Consider the following 20,518-nt stretch of genomic DNA (forward strand, 5'->3'; position numbering starts at 1 on the left):
ACATGTATGCAGCTAATTTCAGTTATTTCGTTAACATTTATTCCTTTACTTATTGGATTCATTCTTCTATACGGCACATTTAAACAGGTGCCCACCTATGAAAGTTTTGTTGAAGGTGGAAAAGAAGGCATCAAGATTGCCGTTTCTATCATTCCCTTTCTAGTAGGTATGCTTGTTGCAATCTCAATATTTCGTGCTTCTGGTGCATTAGATGCACTAATGAATTGGATTCGCCCGTTTATGCAATCAATGGGTGTACCGGCTGAAATTGTTCCATTGTTAATAATAAGACCCATATCTGGAACGGCGGCCCTAGGCATGACGAGTGACTTAATCGCTTTTTATGGGCCTGATTCCTTTATAGGCAGACTTGCTTCTATTTTGCAAGGCAGTACAGATACCACCTTTTATGTATTAACAGTGTATTTTGGTGCTGTTGGGATTAAAAAAATGGGGGATGCCTTAAAAGTAGGGCTTATTGCTGATGTGTTTGGAATCATTGTATCCATTGTTGTTGTAGTATTGATATTTGGAACTAAATAGCTTTAAGTAGAAGGTGTGTTCTAAAAAGAACATACTTTTTTATTTTTATTTCACTTTAAAAATCCGTTGCTTTGAAAAGTGGAGAAATTGTGTCATAATTCATTAAGATAGATTTAGGATTGAGAAATTTGAGGTGGAAAAATGGAAAGATTACAAAAAGTTATTGCCCGAGCAGGCATAGCTTCAAGAAGAAAATCTGAAGAATTAATTAAAGAAGGCAGAGTTAAGGTGAATGGAAAGGTTGTTACTGAACTTGGTCTAAAAGTCACTCCTACTGATCGAGTGGAAGTAAATGAAATACAAATTGAGAAAGAAGAACCAGTTTATTTCCTTTTATATAAACCGCGGGGTGTCATCTCTAGTGTAAGTGATGATAAAGGCAGAAAAGTAGTTACTGATTTCTTCCCCATGCTAAAAGAACGAATTTTTCCTGTAGGCCGACTGGATTATGATACATCAGGACTACTCTTAATAACAAATGATGGAGAATTCTCCAATCTGCTCACGCATCCAAAGAATGAGATTGATAAAGTGTATGTAGCAAAAGTAAAGGGAGTTCCTTTAAGGGAAGACTTAAGAAAATTAGAAAAAGGAATCAAACTTGAAGATGGAAAAACCGCACCAGCAAAAGTGAAATTATTATCGGGAGATAAGAAAAAGCAAACCGCTATTGTTGAAATTACTATTCATGAAGGACGAAATAGACAGGTTAGACGAATGTTTGAAGCGATTGGCCATGAAGTATTAAAGCTAAAGCGTGAACGATATGCATTCTTAACGTTACACGGTTTAAGGGCAGGAGATGCACGAGAACTGACCCCGCATGAGGTAAAGCAGCTAAGAGCCTTTGCAATGGATACATCTAAGAAAAATTCATAATATCGTCACAATTACTTTTCTACGTTAGCACTATGCGAGTGTTGGTAAATGCTATAATTAGACAAACTGTGTAATTGGAGTAACTGGAGGTTTTTTTATGAAGAAACGGCGATTAGTGATGAGATCCCTTATTTTACTTGTTCTAGGTGCTGCCGTTGCCTATTCACTATATGCAAATTTAACAAAAGATAATAAACAGAAAGTGGCGGTCGGAGATACAGCTCCTGATTTTGCTTTGGTAGATATGCAAGGAAATAAACACCGCTTATCTGATTATAGGGGACAGGGAGTGTTCTTAAACTTTTGGGGAACCTGGTGTCCACCTTGTAAAAAAGAAATGCCATATATAAATAATCAATACCATCAGTATAAGGACCAAGGGGTTCAGGTTTTGACTGTAGATATACAGGAACCCGAGCTTGCTGTCCAACAATTTGCTGAACGCCTTAAGCTTGATTTTCCTATCATGATTGATACAGATAAAGAAGTCATGGGTACATATGGTATAGACCTTCTTCCAGCCACTTTTTTGATTGACAAAAATGGCAAGGTAGTTAAATATCATACAGGAGAACTAACTGAAAATAAAATCAGGGAATTTATGGAGAAAATAAAACCTTAAGGTTGTAGGGAGTTTTTACAATGAAAGATGTTAAATGTGAATGCGGCCATGTAAATCCACACGGTACTGTACTATGTGAAGCTTGTGGTAAAGTTCTCGATGAGCAAGAGAATGATAAACAGCTTCTCGATATGCGCTATGAAGGAAGTGCACGCCGCTCACAAACCTATAATAAAACCTTTATAGATAAAATCTGGAATTTCTTCTCATCTGTAAAGGTTGGAGTTTGGCTTATAATCATCACTTTAATTGTTTCTACACTAGGAACCATTCTTCCGCAGGAAATGTATATAAATCTGCCGCCAGAAGTCTATTATAAACAAGAGTATGGCTGGTTTGGAGAATTATATTACGATTTAGGTTTTCATGATTTGTATGGCTCTTGGTGGTACCTTTTATTAATTGCTATGATTGGGATTTCTCTTGTTATTTGTAGTCTAGATAGGGTTGTGCCCTTATATAAGGCTTTAAAAGCCCAAAGAGTTACCAGACATGAGGGATTTTTAAAGCGTCAGAGGGTTTTTGGTGTCAATGAATACATTGATACAGATGATATAACTACGATTAAAAAGCATCTAAAAGAAAGAAGATATAATGTTCGTGAAGAAAATGGGGATTTGTTGGCTGAAAAAGGCCGCTTTTCACGTTGGGGTCCCTATATTAACCACGTAGGCTTAATTATCTTTTTATTTGGCGGGATGCTGCGGTTTATTCCTGGATTTTATATAAATGAAGATCTTTGGGTTCGTGAAGGAGAAACGGCTGTAGTACCAGAAACAAATGGACAATTTTTTATCAAAAACAATCAATTCATTCTACAACACTATGATAAAAATAAAGACAAAACATTTGAAAAAGCAATCAATCGTGCGGGTGAAGTGGTAAAAAATTATCAATCAAACGTTGTCCTATATAAACGGGTCGGAAAGAATCTTCCTGGTGAGAAACCAGAGCTTAAAAAAATAAAAGAATATAAAATACAAGTAAACAAACCGTTATCCTATGAAGGATACTCCATTTTTCAGTCTTCGTTTAGGTCTGAAATGAATTCGATGTCATTTTCATTAATTGATAAAAGCACAAACCAATCTTTTGGTGACCTTAAAGTGGATCTTTTAGATCCAAAAGATAAATATGATTTAGGTAATGGTTATTCAGTAGAGATTCTTAACTTTTTCCCGGATTTTGAATTTGATAAAAACGGGGAACCTACAACAAAATCCCGAGTACCCAATAATCCTGCTTTCGTTTTTCGGATGATTACTCCTGATAAACCAAAGGGAGAAACGGCCTTTATTGCTATTAGACAAAACATTGAACCATTTGGTGAAAATAAGTATAAAATCGCATTTAAGGGTATAGAGACAAAGAACGTCTCTGGATTTATTGTTCGAAAAGATTCGTCATTATGGGCCATTATTTTAGGTGGAATTATATTTATGATTGGTGTCATTCAGGGGGCGTACTGGAATCACCGTCGAATCTGGGTACAAAAGAAAAACGGACAAGTTTGGATTGCCGCTCACACAAATAAAAATTGGTATGGCTTAAAACGGGAAATTGAAACCGTCTTATCAGATACCAAGCTTGGCATTCCAGAAGACCAACTTCAAAAAGAAAATATAGATAAGGAGGGAGTCTAGTTGGCAACAATAAGTAGTAATTTATTATTTGGTTCTTTTATTCTTTATTTAATAGCAACGTTGTTTTTTGGCGGCTCCATTAAATCAAAGAAAGAGTTTAATGGGAAGAAGGGAACCAACAGGTGGGGGCAAATTGCTGTAATTTTAACAATTGTTGGTTTTATTTCACAACTAGGTTATTTTATCACTAGATGGATTGCAGCTGGACACGCTCCAGTGAGTAATATGTTCGAGTTTACCACTTTCTTCGGAATGGCTCTTGTTGGTGCATTTATTGTTATTTATTTTATCTATCGTACAACTCTACTTGGATTGTTTACCATGCCTGTAGCTATATTGGTAATTGCCTATGCGAGTATGTTTCCAAGGGATATTACGCCATTAATACCAGCTCTTCAAAGCTATTGGCTGCATATTCATGTGACCACTGCGGCTATCGGGGAAGCTATTTTGGCAATTAGCTTTGCAGCCGGACTAATTTATTTAGTGAAGGCAATTGACCAAACAAAATCTAATAAACAAACCTTTTGGCTAGAAATGGTTATGTTTGCATTAATTACAGTACTTGGCTTTGTTGCAGTGTCATCTGTATTCTCAGGAACAGGATATCATGAGAAATTTAATTGGATTGATAAACACGATACCGAGCAAGTCCTTGAATATACAATGCCTGCTCTGGTTGGTCCACATAAAGGAGAACTAGTATCAGAGAGTGGATTTAAGCCTCTATTTGAAGTACCGGTCTTCATCAATGCGAAAAAATTAAATACAGTTATCTGGTCATTAATTGCTGGTCTGGTGCTTTATAGCTTAATTAGACTAATCATTAGAAAGCGAATTGGTGCTTCACTTAAGCCTCTTGTCAAGAATATCAAACTTGATTTTGTTGATGAGATTAGCTACCGCTCAGTATTAATTGGTTTTCCTGTTTTTACCTTAGGTGCGCTCATTTTTGCGATGATTTGGGCACAAATGGCATGGTCTCGTTTCTGGGGATGGGATCCAAAAGAGGTTTGGGCTTTAATTACATGGCTTTTCTATGCGGCATTTTTACATCTTCGCCTTTCTAAAGGCTGGCATGGAGAGAAATCAGCATGGCTCGCCGTCATCGGATTTGTCATCATCATGTTTAACCTAGTTGCCGTAAACTTGGTAATAGCAGGTCTCCATTCATATGCTGGTTAAAACACTAAGACTAGACTTATAATTAATTTTATAGCCTTCACTACAAAGTGAGGGCTTTTTTAAAATAAAAATTGTATAAATACTAAAAATAGATGGATTGTCAAATAATTGACACTTTTAGAGGAGTATTTACTACGAAAAGATAGCAAAATACGATACCATTTTGTAAAATAAACCTCATGGGGGGATTAATAATGGATAAAGACGTAAAAATTTTAGTCGTAGATGATGAAGAAAGAATTCGCCGATTACTAAAAATGTATTTAGAGCGTGAAGAATATAGCATTGATGAAGCAGAGGATGGTAACGAGGCATTGACAAAAGCCCTTGCTAATGATTATGACGTCATTCTGCTCGATCTTATGATGCCTGGTAAAGATGGAATTGAAGTCTGCCGGGAACTTAGAGAGAAGAAGGCAACTCCTGTTATTATGTTAACGGCAAAAGGTGAAGAAATCAATCGTGTTCAAGGCTTTGAGGTCGGCACAGATGATTATATTGTTAAACCCTTCAGCCCTAGGGAAGTAGTCTTACGTGTGAAAGCACTACTAAGAAGGTCATCACAAACTAGTTATCTGCAAACTGAAACCACAACTAAAGATGTCATTGTATTTCCACACCTTACAATTGATAATGACGCTCACAGAGTAACTGCTGATGGTAAGGAAGTAAGTTTAACACCAAAAGAATATGAACTATTATATTTCCTATCAAAAGCACCGGATAAAGTATTTGACCGCGAACAGTTGTTAAAAGAAGTTTGGCACTACGAATTTTTTGGTGATCTACGGACAGTTGATACACATGTGAAACGTCTCCGTGAAAAGTTAAACAAGGTTTCTGAGCAAGCAGCAAGAATGATTGTAACCGTATGGGGAGTGGGCTACAAATTTGAGGTAATTAATGAATGACCTTTTTACGAAGTGTTGTAGGTAAACTTTGGTTTACCATTCTTCTATTAGTATCTTTTATTTTGTTTATCTTAACTGTCATGCTCCTAGAGTTTTTCCAAAATTACAACATTCACGAGACAAAAGATAACCTTACCAATACTGCTGAAAAAATTGCAAATGTTTTGGAAGAACATCCAAATGAAAAATTCCCACTGGGGTTAGAAATTTCATGGGAAATTATAGACGATGTAACCAAAGTGGTCATTGTTAAAAATGAGAATGAAATCTACTACTCTCCGAACACGGAAAAAGAAAAAAAACTAACTCTGTCATACATTAAAAATGACAAAGAGTTAGCGAAAGTCTTCCAAGAAAAGACGGTTGAAAAAGTCTCCGATCTATCTGAAAATATGGGAAGAAATGAATCAGATTATTCGATTATTGGTGTACCATTGCATTTACCTGGTGATGAACATGGAGCTGTATTTATTTATCAATCACTACGGGTGATGCAGGAAACTACCCATTCCACAACAAAATTTATCCTGCTTGTTGCAGGTGTGGCAATCATTTTAACAACTATTTTTGCTTTTTTTCTATCAACCAGAATTACCGCTCCATTAAGAAAAATGAGAGAAGCTGCTTTTGAAGTGGCGAGAGGAAAATTTGATACAAAGGTTCCCATTCTTACTCATGATGAAATCGGAGAACTGGCCACTGCTTTTAACCAAATGGGACGGCAATTAAAGTTTAATATGAATGCTCTTAGTCAGGAAAAAGAGCAGCTTGCCAGTATATTAAGCAGTATGGCTGATGGGGTTATTACCTTTAACCGTGACGGTACCATCTTAATTACCAATCCTCCTGCAGATCGATTCCTCCAATATTGGTATTATGAAAAAGGAGGAAGTTCTTCAGATGTAGAGGCCATTCCATCACAGGTAATGAATCTCTTTCAAAAAGCGGTAGATACTGAAAAGGAACAGGTGGGTGAAATCTCACTTCAAGGTCGTCACTGGGTTATATTAGTGAGTCCGCTTTACAGTAATCAATTTATTCGTGGAGCAGTTGCGGTACTAAGGGATATGACTGAAGAAAGACAGTTAGATAAGATGAGAAAAGATTTCATTGCTAATGTCTCACATGAACTTAGGACACCTATTTCCATGTTACAAGGTTATAGCGAAGCTATTGTCGATGACATTGCTGAATCCCAGGAAGAGAAAAAGGAAATGGCCAAGGTCATTTATGATGAATCATTAAGAATGGGACGCCTTGTTAATGAACTACTTGACCTTGCACGAATGGAAGCGGGGCATCTTCAGTTAACCTTTGAAGAAGTAGATCTTTCTTCATTTATCAATCGTATTATTCACAAATTTCAGGGATTGGCGAAGGATAATGAAATTCAATTGACTGTAGAAATAGGCAGTGGAATTTCAACTGTTTCCTTTGATCCTGATAGAATTGAACAAGTCTTAACCAATTTAATTGATAACGCAATCAGACATACTCCAAAAGGCGGACTAGTAAAGTTAACTGTTTCAAATGAAGAACAGGCAATAAAAATTGAAGTCAAAGACTCAGGCTCTGGAATTCCTGAAGAGGATTTACCGTTTGTTTTTGAACGCTTTTATAAAGCCGATAAAGCAAGAACAAGAGGAAGAGCGGGCACAGGCCTTGGCTTAGCAATTGCTAAAAATATAATCGATGCCCATCGCGGTCATATTTCTGTTCAAAGTAAGATGGGACTAGGAACGACATTTTCCTTCCTTCTCCCTCGAAAAAAGTAATATTTACAACTATCTTGCCGATTCATCTTGATTCACGGGAAACATTTTAAGTGAGAGTAATTAAATAAAAACGAAGATGCTCATCTAATTGATGGGCATCTTTTAATTTTTACTCCATAAAATTAACTTCCAGCAAATTCCTTCCTTTTTACCCCGAAAAAGACTATATTTATAAGGTGTAACCTTTTATACATATCTATCGACTAATATTAATGAACGGGGAGGGGAATTGATGGACTCCGTTTTCGATGAACTTTATCAAAAATATCATCATGACGTTTTTCAATTTCTATTTTATATGGTTAGAAATAAAGAGCATGCTGAAGATCTTGTCCAAGAGGTCTATATAAGGGTATTTAAGTCCTATAATCGTTTTGAAGGGAAAAGTAGCGAAAAGACTTGGCTATACTCGATTGCGAGAAATGTTGCCATCGACTTTTTTCGTAAGCAAAAGGGCTGGAAGGAAAGATTACTCGAAAAATTTGATTGGTCAACCAGTCAAGTTAAAGACGAATTCCCAATACCAGAAGAAATTACAGTTCAACGAGAAGAAATTAAATGGGTATACAAATGTCTTGAATATTGCACGATTGACCAAAGAGCAGTTATTATTTTGCGTTACCTACAGGATTTATCCATTTCAGAAACGGCCCAAGCATTAGGATGGACGGAAAGTAAGGTTAAAACCACACAACACCGCTCCTTAAAGGTATTAAAGAGGCATATGGAAATGTTTTATGAAAAGGAGGGATTAATTAGTGAAAAAGTCGGAGTGGAGCGATAGAGAGCTCGAAGAATTATTAATGCAAATGCCAAAAATAAAGGATCATCGCAATCCTCGTGATATATACCAAAATCTTTCTCTAAAAAGGCGAAAAACTAAAACATGGCTGTTACCGAGTTTGGCTACTGCAGCTGCATTGCTTCTATTTTTCATTTTAGTCCCTAAGCTAATGGATGGGGCCAATTCTTCTTCTGATAAACAAGCAGAAATAACCTCGTTCAACCAAGAAACAAAAGATGCCGATCAAAAGAAAAATTCGACTTTTGCCTTGAATAAAGGTGAATCTTCTTCAAAAGAAAAGGCACTGTCAGGAACTCCTAAAAATGAGGTTATGGCAACGAGTACTGTAAAAACAGCCATCTATGCAGATGATGTTGGTAACGGAAAGGTGTTAACGTACTGGATTCCAGACCCACAAGGACAGATCCTAATACCCGTTTCTACGGTTGTAGCAAAAGCTGATAATGAATCATGGCTGACACTATATAATGAGAATATGGCAAACTTAAAAGAAGAAGAATGGGGACTTACCGATTTTTATCCACTAAATGTTACGATGAGTGTTAATTCTGATAACACTACCATTCAAGTCGATGTTCCTCTAAATCATCAGTACGGACAAGGTTCAACTAATGAAACCAACTTTATTAATGTGATAAATAAGGATATATCTTCGAACAGTGACATAAAAAAAGTGAAATTTTCGACGAATGGTGAACCGGGAATTGAATTGGGTAATTTTGGTAATAAACAGGAAGTAGATATTAATGTGGTAAAGAATCATGGCTTTTTCTTTTATTATCCTACAGGAAGTGATGTTCCATTCCTAACACCGTCAACAACTACCTATTCTGATATTAACAAAGCTTTAGATGCAATGAAAACTGATCAAACAGAATTAGGTCTAACGGGTTCTCTTTCACCGCTGTTGCCGGTTAGTGACGTTTCAATTGCAGATAAGACCTTAGTTCTATCATTTAAGGGGAATACTATGTTACAGGATAATCAAATGACAGTATCTGCATTTGAAGCCTTATTACTAACTGCTAAAGAGTTCGGTTTAGAAAAAGTAGTTGTTAAGGATTCTCCGATTTTGCAATTAGGTCCATTTGATTTAACAAAGGAAAACCAAGTACCAGTTGCTCCAAATTTGCGTTCAATCCAATAAACGAAAAAAGTCAACCGTTTTAGGTTGATTTTTTTTGTATAAAATAACAATGGTCTCCAAATTATAACAAGTATGTGCAATTCCCTCTTCAAAAACCAATATGTTCTAAATAGAAGGGTTTTAACATAGTGTGGAGGAGAGGACAAGTTTAAGGAGGAAAAGAAAGGAATGCGTGACTACATAAAGAGGTTTCTTATTGCCATAATTATGGCGCTTTGTGTCAGTTTATTATTTTTAGGTGGACGACATACAGAGGCAGCAAGTACATCTGAAACGGCTGAAGTAAAAGAGCACTGGATTTGGCCGTCAGATGGGATTATATCTGATACCTATGGAACAAGAAAGGGAAAACATAAAGGAATTGATATTGCTGGGAACTTAGATACCCCAATTCTTGCTGTTGAAGATGGTGTGGTTTTAAAATCCTATTTTTCTACTACATATGGTAATGTGGTATTTATAAAACACCCAAGTAATTTTGTAACAGTGTATGCTCATTTAAACAGGAGAAGTGTTATGGTGGGACAAAGCGTTAAGCAAGGTGATATGATCGGCAAGATGGGAAAAACAGGACAAGCTACAGGAACACACCTTCACTTTGAAACACATCAATTAGAGTGGAGATACGATAAGAAATTTGCGTTGGACCCGGAAGTTCTACTTGGGAAAGCAGATGTGGGTGAAACAGTTCAAGGGGGAGTGGCTAGTATAGGTGATCATATACTAGTGGCTAGTTCACATTTTCACACGAGTGATGATAATAGCAAACTGCAAACAATTGAACCGTCAATGAAGGACACTTATATCGTTAAACAAGGTGATACCTTGTACTCTATTTCAAAGGAAAGTAATACTTCTGTAAATAAAATTAAAGAATTAAACCAGTTGACTTCTGATTTGATTAGGCCAAAACAAATATTAATTATCCAAAAATAACTAGACCTGCAGAATTTACTTCTGCAGGTTTTTTCTATAAATGTTACAAAAAAGAAAAATAGCAATCCTTTTACTTAACAAAATCTTTGTTCTCCATTATAATTAAATTTGTAATTTAATATCGATCTATCTTCGGGGCAGGGTGAAATTCCCGATCGGCGGTATTGAGCATTGCTCTAAGCCCGCGAGCCTGTATGGGCAGGATTTGGTGTGATTCCAAAGCCGACAGTATAGTCTGGATGGGAGAAGATGGAGGTTCTGCAGACGTTCAAAAATGATATCTCAATGGACGTTTATTAAGCGTGCCTTTGTAAACTCCCTCAAGTTAATTGCTTGAGGGTATTTTTATTCTTGAGATCGTCTTTTTGCTGAACCTCTCTTCCTAACGTGATGGATCAAAAAGGAGAGAGGAAGATGGAAAAAATGAAGAAAACGAAGAAAATGAATGTTAAGGCTTATGTTTCAATTGGCATGCTTAGTAGTATTGCATATTTGTTAATGCTACTAAACTTTCCGCTGCCGTTGTTTCCAAACTTTTTATTTGTTGATTTTAGTGATATTCCCGCTTTAATTGCTGCATTAATTTTTGGCCCGATTGCGGGTATATTGGTTGAGTTTTTCAAAAATGTGCTTAATTATCTTGCGACTGGAAGCCAAACAGGAATTCCTGTAGGTCATATTGCTAATTTCCTAGCTGGTATTGTGTTTGTTCTTCCGACATATTATGTATACAACAAACTAAAAACAAAAAAAGGGATGACACTAGCTTTAGTTGTTGGAACCATCACAATGGCTGTGATTATGAGCATCCTAAATTACATCATCATTTTACCGGCCTATACTGTATTAATGGGATTTCCAGATATGCGAAACCTAGTCGTTCCAGCTATACTGCCTTTTAATATATTGAAGGGTGTCATGATGTCATTCATTTTCATGTTGTTATTTATTCGGATGCAGTCATGGATCCATAAATTTTCAATAATAAAAGGGGCATAAAAAAGACAAAGGTCCATTTTCGGGCCTTTGTTTTTTATTTGCAATAATGGAAAACCCCTCCTATTTTAGGAGGGGTAGTAGCTTAAGAATATTTTATTAGCAAAATATTATTCAAATTTAGTTGCATTACCATCAAATGGTTCGTCTGCAACTTTAATTGAATCAGTTGGGCAACCTTCAAATGCATCCATCATATCATCGATTAATACATCTGGAATCTCAACGATACCTTCGTTATCATCAAGTGTTACAAATGCAATACCTTCATCATCGTAATCATAGATATCTGGTGCTGCTGCGCCACATGCACCACAAGCGATACATGTTTCCTTGTCAACAATTGTGTACTTTGCCATGAAAAAAACCTCCCAGTAAATTAACAAAAATATTCTTGCTAATTTCCATTGTAAAATGGAAACGCATAACTCAATTCTATTGTAAAACTGTATGGGCAACTTTTCAATAGAAAAATGTTATTATAGCCTTCCATCGGTAAATTGAATTTCTTAAAGTTACACAATTTTCAGCAACAAGTACCTCCATTTCATGTTAAAATAATAATAGAAAAAATGGATATTTTGTCGAATATAAACAAGAAAAAGTGGTGAGGTGGAATGAAGCAGATAGAATCCATTATTCTTTATTGCTTAAAACAACTAAATTGCGAGCGAACAGTTTATTCCATCTTTCATTTACTTAATGGAAAAAAGTCATCTCAAACGATTCAGGATGCCCATTTGTTTTCTTTGAAAAATTTTTTTGGTGTTTATGAACCCCTAAAGAGAGACGCTTTTGAAGAGATTATCCAATCCATGATAAACCAAAATCAAATCTCCTTTCATGGTGATCAGCGATACCATCTTACCACTCATGGGAAGACACTCCTTGAAAACAATCCACCAACGTCTTATTTGGATGGGTGGAGTTATCATTCAATTACAAATTTATTTTGGGAAAGACTGTCGTTATTCATTCAGGTTACTTCAAATCTTGTATATGGGGAGAAAAGATATATTCCCATACAAAAAAATAAAGAACACCACCAATGGTTGAAGAGCGTAGTAAAAGAGATAAAAATCCCAAAGAAAGAGGTAGGTGAATTGGTTTTTGCTGAATTGGTCAGTTGTTTTGACCATTATAATGGTGTGGACCCATCCATTTTTGTTTTTCGGCTGACTGGTTTTAAACAGATTGGTTTAACGCCACAACAGACAGCTAGAAAGTTAGAGATGGATGAGCATGAATACCACCTTGCTTTTATTCAAACACTTCATTATTTAATACAAAAGATTGGGCAGGAAGCAGGTCAATTTAGCATATTACCTTTACTTATTCGCGGCCTTAAACAAACAAATGAATTAACTCTATCATCTAGGAAAACATGGGATTTATTAAATCAGGGATATCCGCTCGATCACATTGCCAATCTTAGACAGTTGAAAATGAGTACGATTGAAGATCATCTTGTTGAATTTGCATTACATGTAAATGATTTTTCCATTGATTCATATGTAAGCAAAAATCTACAAGAGGAGATTTTATCCATTTCTCGAAAATCGGGAACAAGACAACTAAAGGTGATTAGGGACAAATTGAATACAGCAACATATTTTCAAATAAGGTTAGTCTTAGCGAAATATGGTGATAGATCATGGAACTAGAAATACTTTTAGAGAAATATTTTGGATACCATTCATTTAAAACAGGACAAAAGGAAGTCATTACCTCCTTACTTGAAGGGAAACACACATTGGCCATGCTCCCTACAGGTACCGGGAAATCATTATGTTACCAGCTACCTGGTTATATCCTAAAAGGTCAGATTTTAATTGTTTCTCCACTATTATCCCTTATGCAGGATCAAGTAGAGCAAATGAATCGGTTTGGAGAAAAAAGGGTCGTGGCATTGAATTCTTTTCTTCCTGTAGAAGAAAGGAACAAGGTGCTGAATCGGTTGAACAATTATAAATATATATTTATTTCCCCTGAAATGCTGGGGATTCCATTTATTATTAGAAGGCTTCAACAGCTTACCGTTTCATTGTTCGTGGTGGATGAGGCTCATTGTATTTCACAATGGGGCTTTGATTTTCGACCAGATTATTCAAAACTAGGGGATATTCGCCGAAAACTGGGAAATCCCTTAACATTAGCACTTACGGCTACTGCTACTATGAAGGTAAGGGAAGATATTATTGCATCACTTGGGTTAGAAGTAGTTAATAAAATTGAATCAACGATTGATCGTCCGAATATTTCTTTTTATGTTGAAGAATTGGCTAATTTCGATGAAAAGCAGAATCGTGTTGTTGAACTTGTCTCTAAACTGCAGAAACCTGGAATCATTTATTTTTCAAGTAAAAAAATTGCCGAACAAGTGGCTTCTTTATTAGTTGAAAAAGGAATCTGTCAGGCTATGGCCTATCATGGGGGACTGGAGCAAAACACAAGAGTTCTGATCCAACAACAATTTATTAATGACCAGCTAGATGTAATTTGTGCAACAAGTGCCTTTGGAATGGGAGTGAATAAGGAAAATATTCGGTTTATTATTCATTATCACATGCCAATGCAAATGGAGTCTTATCTTCAGGAGATTGGACGTGCAGGGCGTGATGGCAGTCCGAGTATTGCGATTCTGCTATATTCTCCAGGTGATGAACAACTACCAATCCAGCTTGCAGAGGGAGAGCTTCCATCAGTACAACAAATAGATTGGTTGTTCCAGCAAATTATGCAAACCCAACAGTTAGACAATGGTGGAATTAATCTCCATAGTGACTTAAGAGATTTCGGAGGATTTACTGAAATACAGTGGAGAATAATGGAGGAGTTAATACACCATAGATATAAACAGGATATAAGTATTAACACTTTACAAGATACAATTTCAGAGTTTGTTAAAGAAAGAATAAGGATCAAAAAAAGTAATATATTTCAAATGAGAAAATGGATTGAATCAACGACGTGCCGGCGTGAATTGATCCTGAAATATTTTGAAGAAACACTCACCTCCAAGGTTTCATTATGCTGCGATAGATGTGGGATTCATCTAGAGAGCTATGAATCAAACGGAAATCTTTCATTAGGAAGACACAGTGAGGGAGACTGGAAGGATTATTTAGCCCAAATTTTATTAAATAGCGAGATGAGTGAATGAAAAAGAAGTATATCGAATTAATCGCCAGCTTAACTGATAAAGAGCTACTTAAACATTTATATTTAACACAGGTCATTCTTTTAGTCATTTCTTTCATTTTAGGGCTACTTTTATTTGACCATTTTTCTTATTTAAAGTCTTTCAATTTAATGGATCGGAACATAATTGCAATAGGTATTCCTGCAGGGGTGGCAGTAGTTATTTTAGATATAATATTAATGAGAATTTTGCCTTCTTCTTTTTATGATGATGGGGGATTGAATGAAAGAATTTTTAGGAATAAATCGATCCTTCATATCCTTTTCATTGCGGCATTTGTCGCATTTAGTGAAGAATTACTTTTTAGAGGGATCATACAAACAAAGGTTGGATTACTATTAGCCAGTATTATTTTTGCTATTATTCATTATCGATACCTTTTTAATTGGTTCTTGTTTTTAAATATTATTGTCCTTAGCTTTTTAATCGGTAGCATTTATGCTTTTACAAATAACTTAGTTGTTACAATTTTTATGCATTTTGTCATTGATTTTCTTTTAGGTATATATATAAAATTTAAACGTGCACCATTTGATGTCCAACAAGAGGGGGGTCTCCATGAATAAAGAAGAACCATATAGGGACCAAGCGGAAAGGTTAAAACAACGGATCCAAAAAATAAATGAAAAAGTGGAGTACGGTGATGAATTACCTCCACGAGAACAAATCCATCGGCAAAAAAAGAAGAAAACAAAATGGAAGTTAAGATTTCCCGTAATTCGATTATTAGTCTTATGCTTTATCCTTTTGCCTATTATTATCTTTAGTGTTATCTCATATCGTGATAGCGGTAAAAAAACCATAGGGACAGAAAAAACCTCAAGCGATTCTATCGGATATGAAACCATTAATCTCGATAATAATGAAGATGAAAGCAAGGCGGATTCTGAAAAAACTGAGGATCATATTCAAAACGATTCAAATGTGAGTAGTCCAGAGGAACAAAGTGAAGTGCCTATGGTAGAAGAGAAATCAACTGTTGATAGTAGTCAGCCAACCACCCAAAGTGTGCCTGCTAGTTCTAATCAAGCACCGGCTGATCAACAACAAACAGACAAAAATAGTAATACACAAACAGTAACAAAAAAAACAGAGCCCACTGTAAGAGTAAAATATCATACGGTCCAGCCTGGAGAGGGTCTATTCCGAATTGCAATGAATTATTATCGGTCTCAAAAAGGGGTAGACATTATTAAAAAGGCGAACAATTTAACCAGTGAAAATATTTATGCTGGTCAAGTATTAAAAATCCCATTAAAAAACTAACCGATCATCATTTGGTCGGTTTTTTTATGGAAAAGAACATATTGTTTAGGACAAGTTCATAAGTATATATGGAGAAATGGAGGGATATGAATGGATTCTCCAATCCAATTACTTGAACATACCGACCAAGCAACTAAACAAATGTTAGAAAACGTGAGAAAACGGAAAAAAAAATTTGATGATACAAAACTATGGCATTATATTTCGATATATGCGACTCTTTCCCTTGCTTTAATCTTTATTGCGTATTTTTATTTTACTATTTATCTGCATTTTTCTTATTCATTTTTAGCTGTATTATCCGCAACTATCAATGATTCATACAGTGTGTCGCTTTTATCACTCGTGCTTATTGGACTAGGGTCCATGAATGTATTGAAACAACAAAAAGAGAAAAAGGAAAAGGAATATCAGGAACTAAGATGTGAGATTGTCGATCGGAGCAAAGATTTATGGAAAAAGGAAGAGGAATGGAAGAATCGTCATATTGTGTTTGAAACTATGAAGAAAAAATACGATATTAACCTCTATCACGAAAAAAAATAAGAAGCAGAGTCATTTCTGCTTCTTATTTTCATTAAAAGAACTTTTTCTTGTCGCGTTCTTCTTTTAATATCTCCACAGCTTCACGGAAGCGAAGGGAGTGAACAATCTCACGTTCACGTAAAAATCGAAGACTATCATTAATATCCGGATCATCACTTATGTTTATTAACCATTGATAAGTAGCCCGTGCCTTTTCTTCTGCAGCAATATCCTCATATAAGTCAGCAATAGGATCACCCTTAGCCGTAATATATGTTGCTGTCCACGGTACTCCTGCAGCATTATGATAGTACAAGGCACTGTCATGATCGACATAATGTTCCCCTAGTCCAGCGGCTTTTAATTGATCTGGTGTTGCATCTTTCGTTAATTTATAGACCATTGTAGCAATCATTTCGAGGTGAGCAAATTCTTCTGTTCCGATATCTGTAAGAAGCCCAATTACCTTATCAGGAATAGTATATCTTTGGTTTAAGTACCGGAGGGCAGCGGCAAGTTCTCCATCTGCACCTCCATATTGCTCAATTAAATACTTTGCTAATGTTGGATTACATGTGCTCACTCGTACAGGATATTGTAGTTTCTTTTCGTAAATCCACATGAATGAAAATCCCTCCTTCTATACTTATCTAGCTCCAGCGCCTAGCCCCTCGGGTCAAATAACCTTCGTCAATAAAAGTCAAAAGGCGGACTTTTCTTGCCGAAGAACATTTGCCTGTCGGGGCTGACCAAGGCGCTTCCGCTTTTAAACTTGCCAAGGCCAAGGGCTGTCGTCCCAATTCCATGGATAGCCTGAGTAACTGTTGCCATATTGTAATAACGGGCCAAATTGACTTTCAAACGCTTTTTTTAATCGTTTTCTTTCTTTTGCATAATGATTGAATTGATTAATAGCTTCAAGGTCATCGTTATGTGTGTCTAAGTATAGAGTTAGCTCGACTAAAACAAAGTCAACTGCTTGGAGCTGTTCCATTAATTGATAATATTCAGCGGGTACCTGTTTCATGTTGGTAATCCCCCTTGCGCTTTTTCAGAGGAATTAAAGTAAGGATCATAAAGGTCCTTCCATAGCGTGCCAGCTTTAAGTGCTTCAAGTGGAGAAAATTGTGGAAGATTCGGTGGCTGGAATCCCATATATAAATGGGGTGGCGTGGAATAGGTTTTTTCTAGTATTGGCTTACAAGGGTCAAACGGACTCACGTAAGGATGATATGTTTTAAAATGAGTATTCATTGTAGCCCTCCCTATATTCAACATCATTTAATCTTATGAAAAAAATATCGTTTCATGACATAAAACTTTAAGATATTAAAGGGTTTTATTATCTGTTTGTAGAAGTATAATGAGAAGAATGGATTATTATTTTGAGGTGATGGGAATTGTTCGTAAAAAATATAATGATACCAAAGCATGAGTGTTATACCGCACAGGATAATATAACGTTGAAGGATGCTTTGGACATGTTAGAGAAGCATCAGATTGACGGATTACCTGTCTTACATGAAGATCAATATTTAGGGGTAGCGACCAGATATAAGATCTATGAAAGCTATTTTCTTTCTAATAAACAAAAGGAAGAGTATTTAACCTCGACTTTTGTTAAAGATGTTGTTACACACCAGGATAAGTTTTTGCAAGGTGAGGAACTATTTGAGAAAACACTCATTGACTTGAAGGATTTTCCTTTGTTGGCAGTAGTGGATTCAACAAAAAAATTCCTTGGAGTGGTGACTCGTTCTGATGTCATAAGCTCTTTTGAAAGTGCTTTTGGAGTTAATCGTCCTGGTGTTAGGATTGCATTCACTTCAGTTGAAACGGAAGGTCGAATTGCCCGATTATCTGAAATTGCCCATCACTTCCATGAACATATCATTTCACTTGTAACATTTGATGAAACAGATAAATTAGTGAGAAGAATCGTTATGAAGATTGAAAAGAAAGACAATATTGACAAGTTTACAAAAAAACTAGAAGAGCATGGTTTCCGTATCTTGAGTATCCAAGAAGACTAATTAACTTCAAATAGGTAAAGAAATAAAATCCCTCTCATACATTTATATGGGAGGGATTTTCATGTTTTTTAATGTAAGCATGCTGCTAGTCACTTTCTTAGGCGGCTATTTAACAATCCAATGGATACCAATTACACATCCGTTCGTCTTATCTGATTTTTTTATTAGTCTTGTTGTGAATCCAATAAAATTTTTTGCTGCTTCTTTAGCTTTTTTTATCGGAATCCTCTGTGCGGGAAGTCAAATTCGAATGATCTTACATACAACTAAAAGAACCTGGAAAAAAGACTTTCATTTAAAGTTTTTATTTTACTCCAAAATTGTAGGACTCTTAGTAGTATTATTCATACTTTTTCAATTGGGCTGGGAGCACTCGCTTGTTTTTTTTAGTTTAAGTATGGTTTATGGTATTATTTCCGTAAAACAATAAGACAGAAAAGGGGAAAAATGATAATGATTATTTTATTGGTAGCCCTATGTATTCTTGGGGCATGCCTCCTTGCATATATGTTATTGGAAGCTTTTGGAAATAAAGTATTGGAACATAAGCTGGTCTTTCCAGACTTTCCGGAATCCTTAGGAAATGTTTCGCTGTTTTTTATTTCAGATATACATAGGAGAGAGATATCAGATACCATTATTAACTTAGTTATGGGAAAGGCAGATTTGGTCGTAATCGGGGGAGACTTAACTGAAAAAGGTGTATCCTTTGATAAGGTTAAAGCCAATTTGATGAAGTTAAAGCGCATAGGTCCAGTATATTTTGTTTGGGGAAACAATGACTATGAAGTGGATTATCATGAATTAGATGCTATTTTGCTAGATGCAGGTGTTAAAGTGTTAGATAATACAGCAGTTACCTTTGAATCCAGACTGGGAGAGAAATTATGTTTATTGGGTGTAGATGATTTAAATCAAAACCGAGATCGACTTGATTACGCCCTTCAAGATGCTGAGGAAAGTAGTTTCAAAATTTTAGCATGCCACTATCCAAACATTACTGAGAAGATAGTTCCAGAACACAGAATTCGTCTAGTGTTAAGCGGACATACTCACGGGGGACAAATACATATTTTTGGTTATAGTCCCTACAAAAGAGGCGGTATTAAAAAGTTAGCAAATACCATACTTCTCATTAGTAACGGATATGGAACGACAGCTCTTCCTTTAAGATTAGGGGCACCCGCTGAAACACACCTAATAACGCTAAGCAGGGAGCAAAAACAATAGGTATATGTAGACAATTCACCAATAACCCCTTGAGGCATACACTGAAAACAAGAGTTATGTCACGGCAGGGGGCAAAAGCATGCGCTTAGAACGCTTAACGGCCAATAAGATTAAAATATTTTTAACCTCTGATGATTTATTTGAAAGAGGGCTATCGAAAGAAGATATATGGAAGGATTCAAGCAAATGGAACCAGCTCTTTCATGATATGCTTGAAGAGGCAAGTGAGGAGTTTGATGTAGAAATACAAGGTTCAGTGGCAGTTGAGATTTTCTCCCTACAAGCTCAAGGGATGATATTAATCATTACAGTTGACGAAGTAAAAGATGATGATGAGGATTTATTGTATGATGGATTTATTGAAATGCAGGTAAGGCTTGAAGGCTGTGAGGATCTTCTATATGAATTTAAAGACTTTGAGGATATCATAGACCTTTCAAAAAGGTTATCCATTGCAGATATAAGGGGAGGCAGTTTATATATCCTAAATAACCGTTATTATCTTCTGATGGACCAGGTGGATACAACAAAAAAAGAAATAGCTGCGTGTATATTATCGGAATTCGGAAACCCATCTATCATTAGTACTTACGTTCTCGCTGAATATGGAAAAGTAATTGTTGAAAATAAAACAGTGGAAACCATACTTCAATATTTTAAGTGAAATATTATAGTAACATTTTTTTCGAGGGGGCTTCGGTCCCTTCTCTCTGTTTATAGACTAAGAATAACAAAATAGGAGTAGAATTTTTTAAGATTCCCTATTAAAATAGGGATGACAGCGTTTACAAGTTTGCGTAATAAATGATCTACATGTACA

Annotated in this window: 24 protein-coding genes and 1 riboswitch; of the genes, 20 read left to right on the forward strand and 4 right to left on the reverse strand. The window is 35.9% G+C overall.

Annotated features, from left to right (window positions below; translation table 11 throughout):
• Nucleotides 1-6 precede the first annotated feature (6 nt).
• From QFZ87_RS10960 to QFZ87_RS11010, 11 genes are all read left to right on the forward strand, one after another.
• A complete protein-coding gene (locus tag QFZ87_RS10960; RefSeq protein ID WP_309861000.1) occupies nt 7-543 on the forward strand; it encodes a spore maturation protein in 537 nt (178 codons plus the stop codon).
• 141 nt (nt 544-684) lie between these two features.
• Entirely contained in the window at nt 685-1,422 is a 738-nt protein-coding gene (gene rluB / locus QFZ87_RS10965; RefSeq protein ID WP_309861003.1) for a 23S rRNA pseudouridine(2605) synthase RluB, read from the forward strand.
• A 97-nt stretch (nt 1,423-1,519) separates the two neighbouring features.
• Nucleotides 1,520-2,044, forward strand: a complete 525-nt coding sequence (gene resA / locus QFZ87_RS10970; RefSeq protein WP_309861006.1) for a thiol-disulfide oxidoreductase ResA — start codon at nt 1,520-1,522, stop codon at nt 2,042-2,044.
• Between the two features lie 20 nt (nt 2,045-2,064).
• The gene (gene resB / locus QFZ87_RS10975) at nt 2,065-3,687 is read left to right on the forward strand and encodes a cytochrome c biogenesis protein ResB (protein WP_309861009.1); all 1,623 of its coding nucleotides are present in this window, start codon (nt 2,065-2,067) and stop codon (nt 3,685-3,687) included.
• Nucleotides 3,688-4,872, forward strand: coding sequence for a c-type cytochrome biogenesis protein CcsB (ccsB, locus tag QFZ87_RS10980; protein ID WP_309861011.1), 1,185 nt, complete (start codon nt 3,688-3,690; stop codon nt 4,870-4,872).
• 194 nt (nt 4,873-5,066) lie between these two features.
• On the forward strand, nt 5,067-5,783 hold the full coding sequence (locus tag QFZ87_RS10985) for a response regulator transcription factor (protein ID WP_309861013.1): 717 nt from the start codon (nt 5,067-5,069) through the stop codon (nt 5,781-5,783).
• Entirely contained in the window at nt 5,780-7,558 is a 1,779-nt protein-coding gene (locus tag QFZ87_RS10990) for an ATP-binding protein (protein WP_309861016.1), read from the forward strand. Before QFZ87_RS10985 ends, QFZ87_RS10990 begins: the two co-directional genes overlap by 4 nt.
• A 232-nt stretch (nt 7,559-7,790) precedes the next feature.
• Nucleotides 7,791-8,342: an RNA polymerase sigma factor SigX gene (gene sigX / locus QFZ87_RS10995; protein WP_309861021.1), complete on the forward strand. Its 552-nt coding sequence runs from the start codon at nt 7,791-7,793 to the stop codon at nt 8,340-8,342.
• The gene (locus QFZ87_RS11000; protein WP_309861024.1) at nt 8,317-9,510 is read left to right on the forward strand and encodes a negative regulator of sigma-X activity; all 1,194 of its coding nucleotides are present in this window, start codon (nt 8,317-8,319) and stop codon (nt 9,508-9,510) included. Before sigX ends, QFZ87_RS11000 begins: the two co-directional genes overlap by 26 nt.
• 168 nt (nt 9,511-9,678) lie before the next feature.
• Nucleotides 9,679-10,446, forward strand: coding sequence for a peptidoglycan DD-metalloendopeptidase family protein (locus tag QFZ87_RS11005; protein WP_309861026.1), 768 nt, complete (start codon nt 9,679-9,681; stop codon nt 10,444-10,446).
• 124 nt (nt 10,447-10,570) lie between these two features.
• Nucleotides 10,571-10,701, forward strand: a riboswitch (FMN riboswitch).
• A gap of 159 nt (nt 10,702-10,860) precedes the next feature.
• Nucleotides 10,861-11,445: an ECF transporter S component gene (locus tag QFZ87_RS11010; RefSeq protein ID WP_309861027.1), complete on the forward strand. Its 585-nt coding sequence runs from the start codon at nt 10,861-10,863 to the stop codon at nt 11,443-11,445.
• A 107-nt stretch (nt 11,446-11,552) separates the two neighbouring features.
• On the opposite strand, the gene QFZ87_RS11015 is transcribed toward QFZ87_RS11010, so the two are convergent.
• Entirely contained in the window at nt 11,553-11,801 is a 249-nt protein-coding gene (locus QFZ87_RS11015; RefSeq protein WP_063251244.1) for a ferredoxin, read from the reverse strand.
• 258 nt (nt 11,802-12,059) lie between these two features.
• Between QFZ87_RS11015 and QFZ87_RS11020 the strand changes: the two genes are divergently transcribed.
• The 5 genes from QFZ87_RS11020 to QFZ87_RS11040 all read left to right on the forward strand — a co-directional run bounded on the left by QFZ87_RS11020 (nt 12,060) and on the right by QFZ87_RS11040 (nt 16,456).
• On the forward strand, nt 12,060-13,106 hold the full coding sequence (locus QFZ87_RS11020; RefSeq protein WP_309861029.1) for a YpbB family protein: 1,047 nt from the start codon (nt 12,060-12,062) through the stop codon (nt 13,104-13,106).
• Entirely contained in the window at nt 13,097-14,605 is a 1,509-nt protein-coding gene (locus tag QFZ87_RS11025) for a RecQ family ATP-dependent DNA helicase (protein WP_309861031.1), read from the forward strand. Before QFZ87_RS11020 ends, QFZ87_RS11025 begins: the two co-directional genes overlap by 10 nt.
• Entirely contained in the window at nt 14,602-15,210 is a 609-nt protein-coding gene (locus tag QFZ87_RS11030; protein ID WP_309861033.1) for a CPBP family intramembrane glutamic endopeptidase, read from the forward strand. The genes QFZ87_RS11025 and QFZ87_RS11030 overlap by 4 nt, the downstream gene beginning before the upstream one ends.
• On the forward strand, nt 15,203-15,910 hold the full coding sequence (locus QFZ87_RS11035; RefSeq protein ID WP_309861035.1) for a LysM peptidoglycan-binding domain-containing protein: 708 nt from the start codon (nt 15,203-15,205) through the stop codon (nt 15,908-15,910). Before QFZ87_RS11030 ends, QFZ87_RS11035 begins: the two co-directional genes overlap by 8 nt.
• A gap of 90 nt (nt 15,911-16,000) precedes the next feature.
• Nucleotides 16,001-16,456, forward strand: coding sequence for a DUF2663 family protein (locus tag QFZ87_RS11040; protein WP_309861037.1), 456 nt, complete (start codon nt 16,001-16,003; stop codon nt 16,454-16,456).
• Between the two features lie 31 nt (nt 16,457-16,487).
• Here QFZ87_RS11040 and cotJC read toward each other — a convergent pair whose 3' ends face one another.
• From cotJC to QFZ87_RS11055, 3 genes are all read right to left on the reverse strand, one after another.
• The gene (cotJC, locus tag QFZ87_RS11045) at nt 16,488-17,057 is read right to left on the reverse strand and encodes a spore coat protein CotJC (RefSeq protein ID WP_309861038.1); all 570 of its coding nucleotides are present in this window, start codon (nt 17,055-17,057) and stop codon (nt 16,488-16,490) included.
• Between the two features lie 144 nt (nt 17,058-17,201).
• On the reverse strand, nt 17,202-17,462 hold the full coding sequence (locus QFZ87_RS11050; RefSeq protein WP_309861040.1) for a spore coat protein CotJB: 261 nt from the start codon (nt 17,460-17,462) through the stop codon (nt 17,202-17,204).
• Nucleotides 17,459-17,689, reverse strand: a complete 231-nt coding sequence (locus QFZ87_RS11055; RefSeq protein ID WP_309861042.1) for a spore coat associated protein CotJA — start codon at nt 17,687-17,689, stop codon at nt 17,459-17,461. Before QFZ87_RS11055 ends, QFZ87_RS11050 begins: the two co-directional genes overlap by 4 nt.
• A 146-nt stretch (nt 17,690-17,835) precedes the next feature.
• Between QFZ87_RS11055 and QFZ87_RS11060 the strand changes: the two genes are divergently transcribed.
• The 4 genes from QFZ87_RS11060 to QFZ87_RS11075 all read left to right on the forward strand — a co-directional run bounded on the left by QFZ87_RS11060 (nt 17,836) and on the right by QFZ87_RS11075 (nt 20,362).
• On the forward strand, nt 17,836-18,468 hold the full coding sequence (locus tag QFZ87_RS11060; RefSeq protein WP_309861044.1) for a CBS domain-containing protein: 633 nt from the start codon (nt 17,836-17,838) through the stop codon (nt 18,466-18,468).
• 61 nt (nt 18,469-18,529) lie between these two features.
• Entirely contained in the window at nt 18,530-18,898 is a 369-nt protein-coding gene (locus QFZ87_RS11065; RefSeq protein ID WP_309861045.1) for a hypothetical protein, read from the forward strand.
• A gap of 17 nt (nt 18,899-18,915) precedes the next feature.
• Complete coding sequence (locus QFZ87_RS11070) at nt 18,916-19,698, forward strand: metallophosphoesterase (RefSeq protein ID WP_396133913.1); 783 nt, start codon at nt 18,916-18,918, stop codon at nt 19,696-19,698.
• Nucleotides 19,699-19,777: 79 nt separating this feature from the next.
• Nucleotides 19,778-20,362: a genetic competence negative regulator gene (locus tag QFZ87_RS11075; protein WP_309861047.1), complete on the forward strand. Its 585-nt coding sequence runs from the start codon at nt 19,778-19,780 to the stop codon at nt 20,360-20,362.
• The last annotated feature ends 156 nt before the right edge of the window (nt 20,363-20,518 follow it).

It is taken from the genome of Bacillus sp. SLBN-46 (assembly GCF_031453555.1).
Classification (GTDB): Bacteria; Bacillota; Bacilli; order Bacillales; family Cytobacillaceae; genus Neobacillus.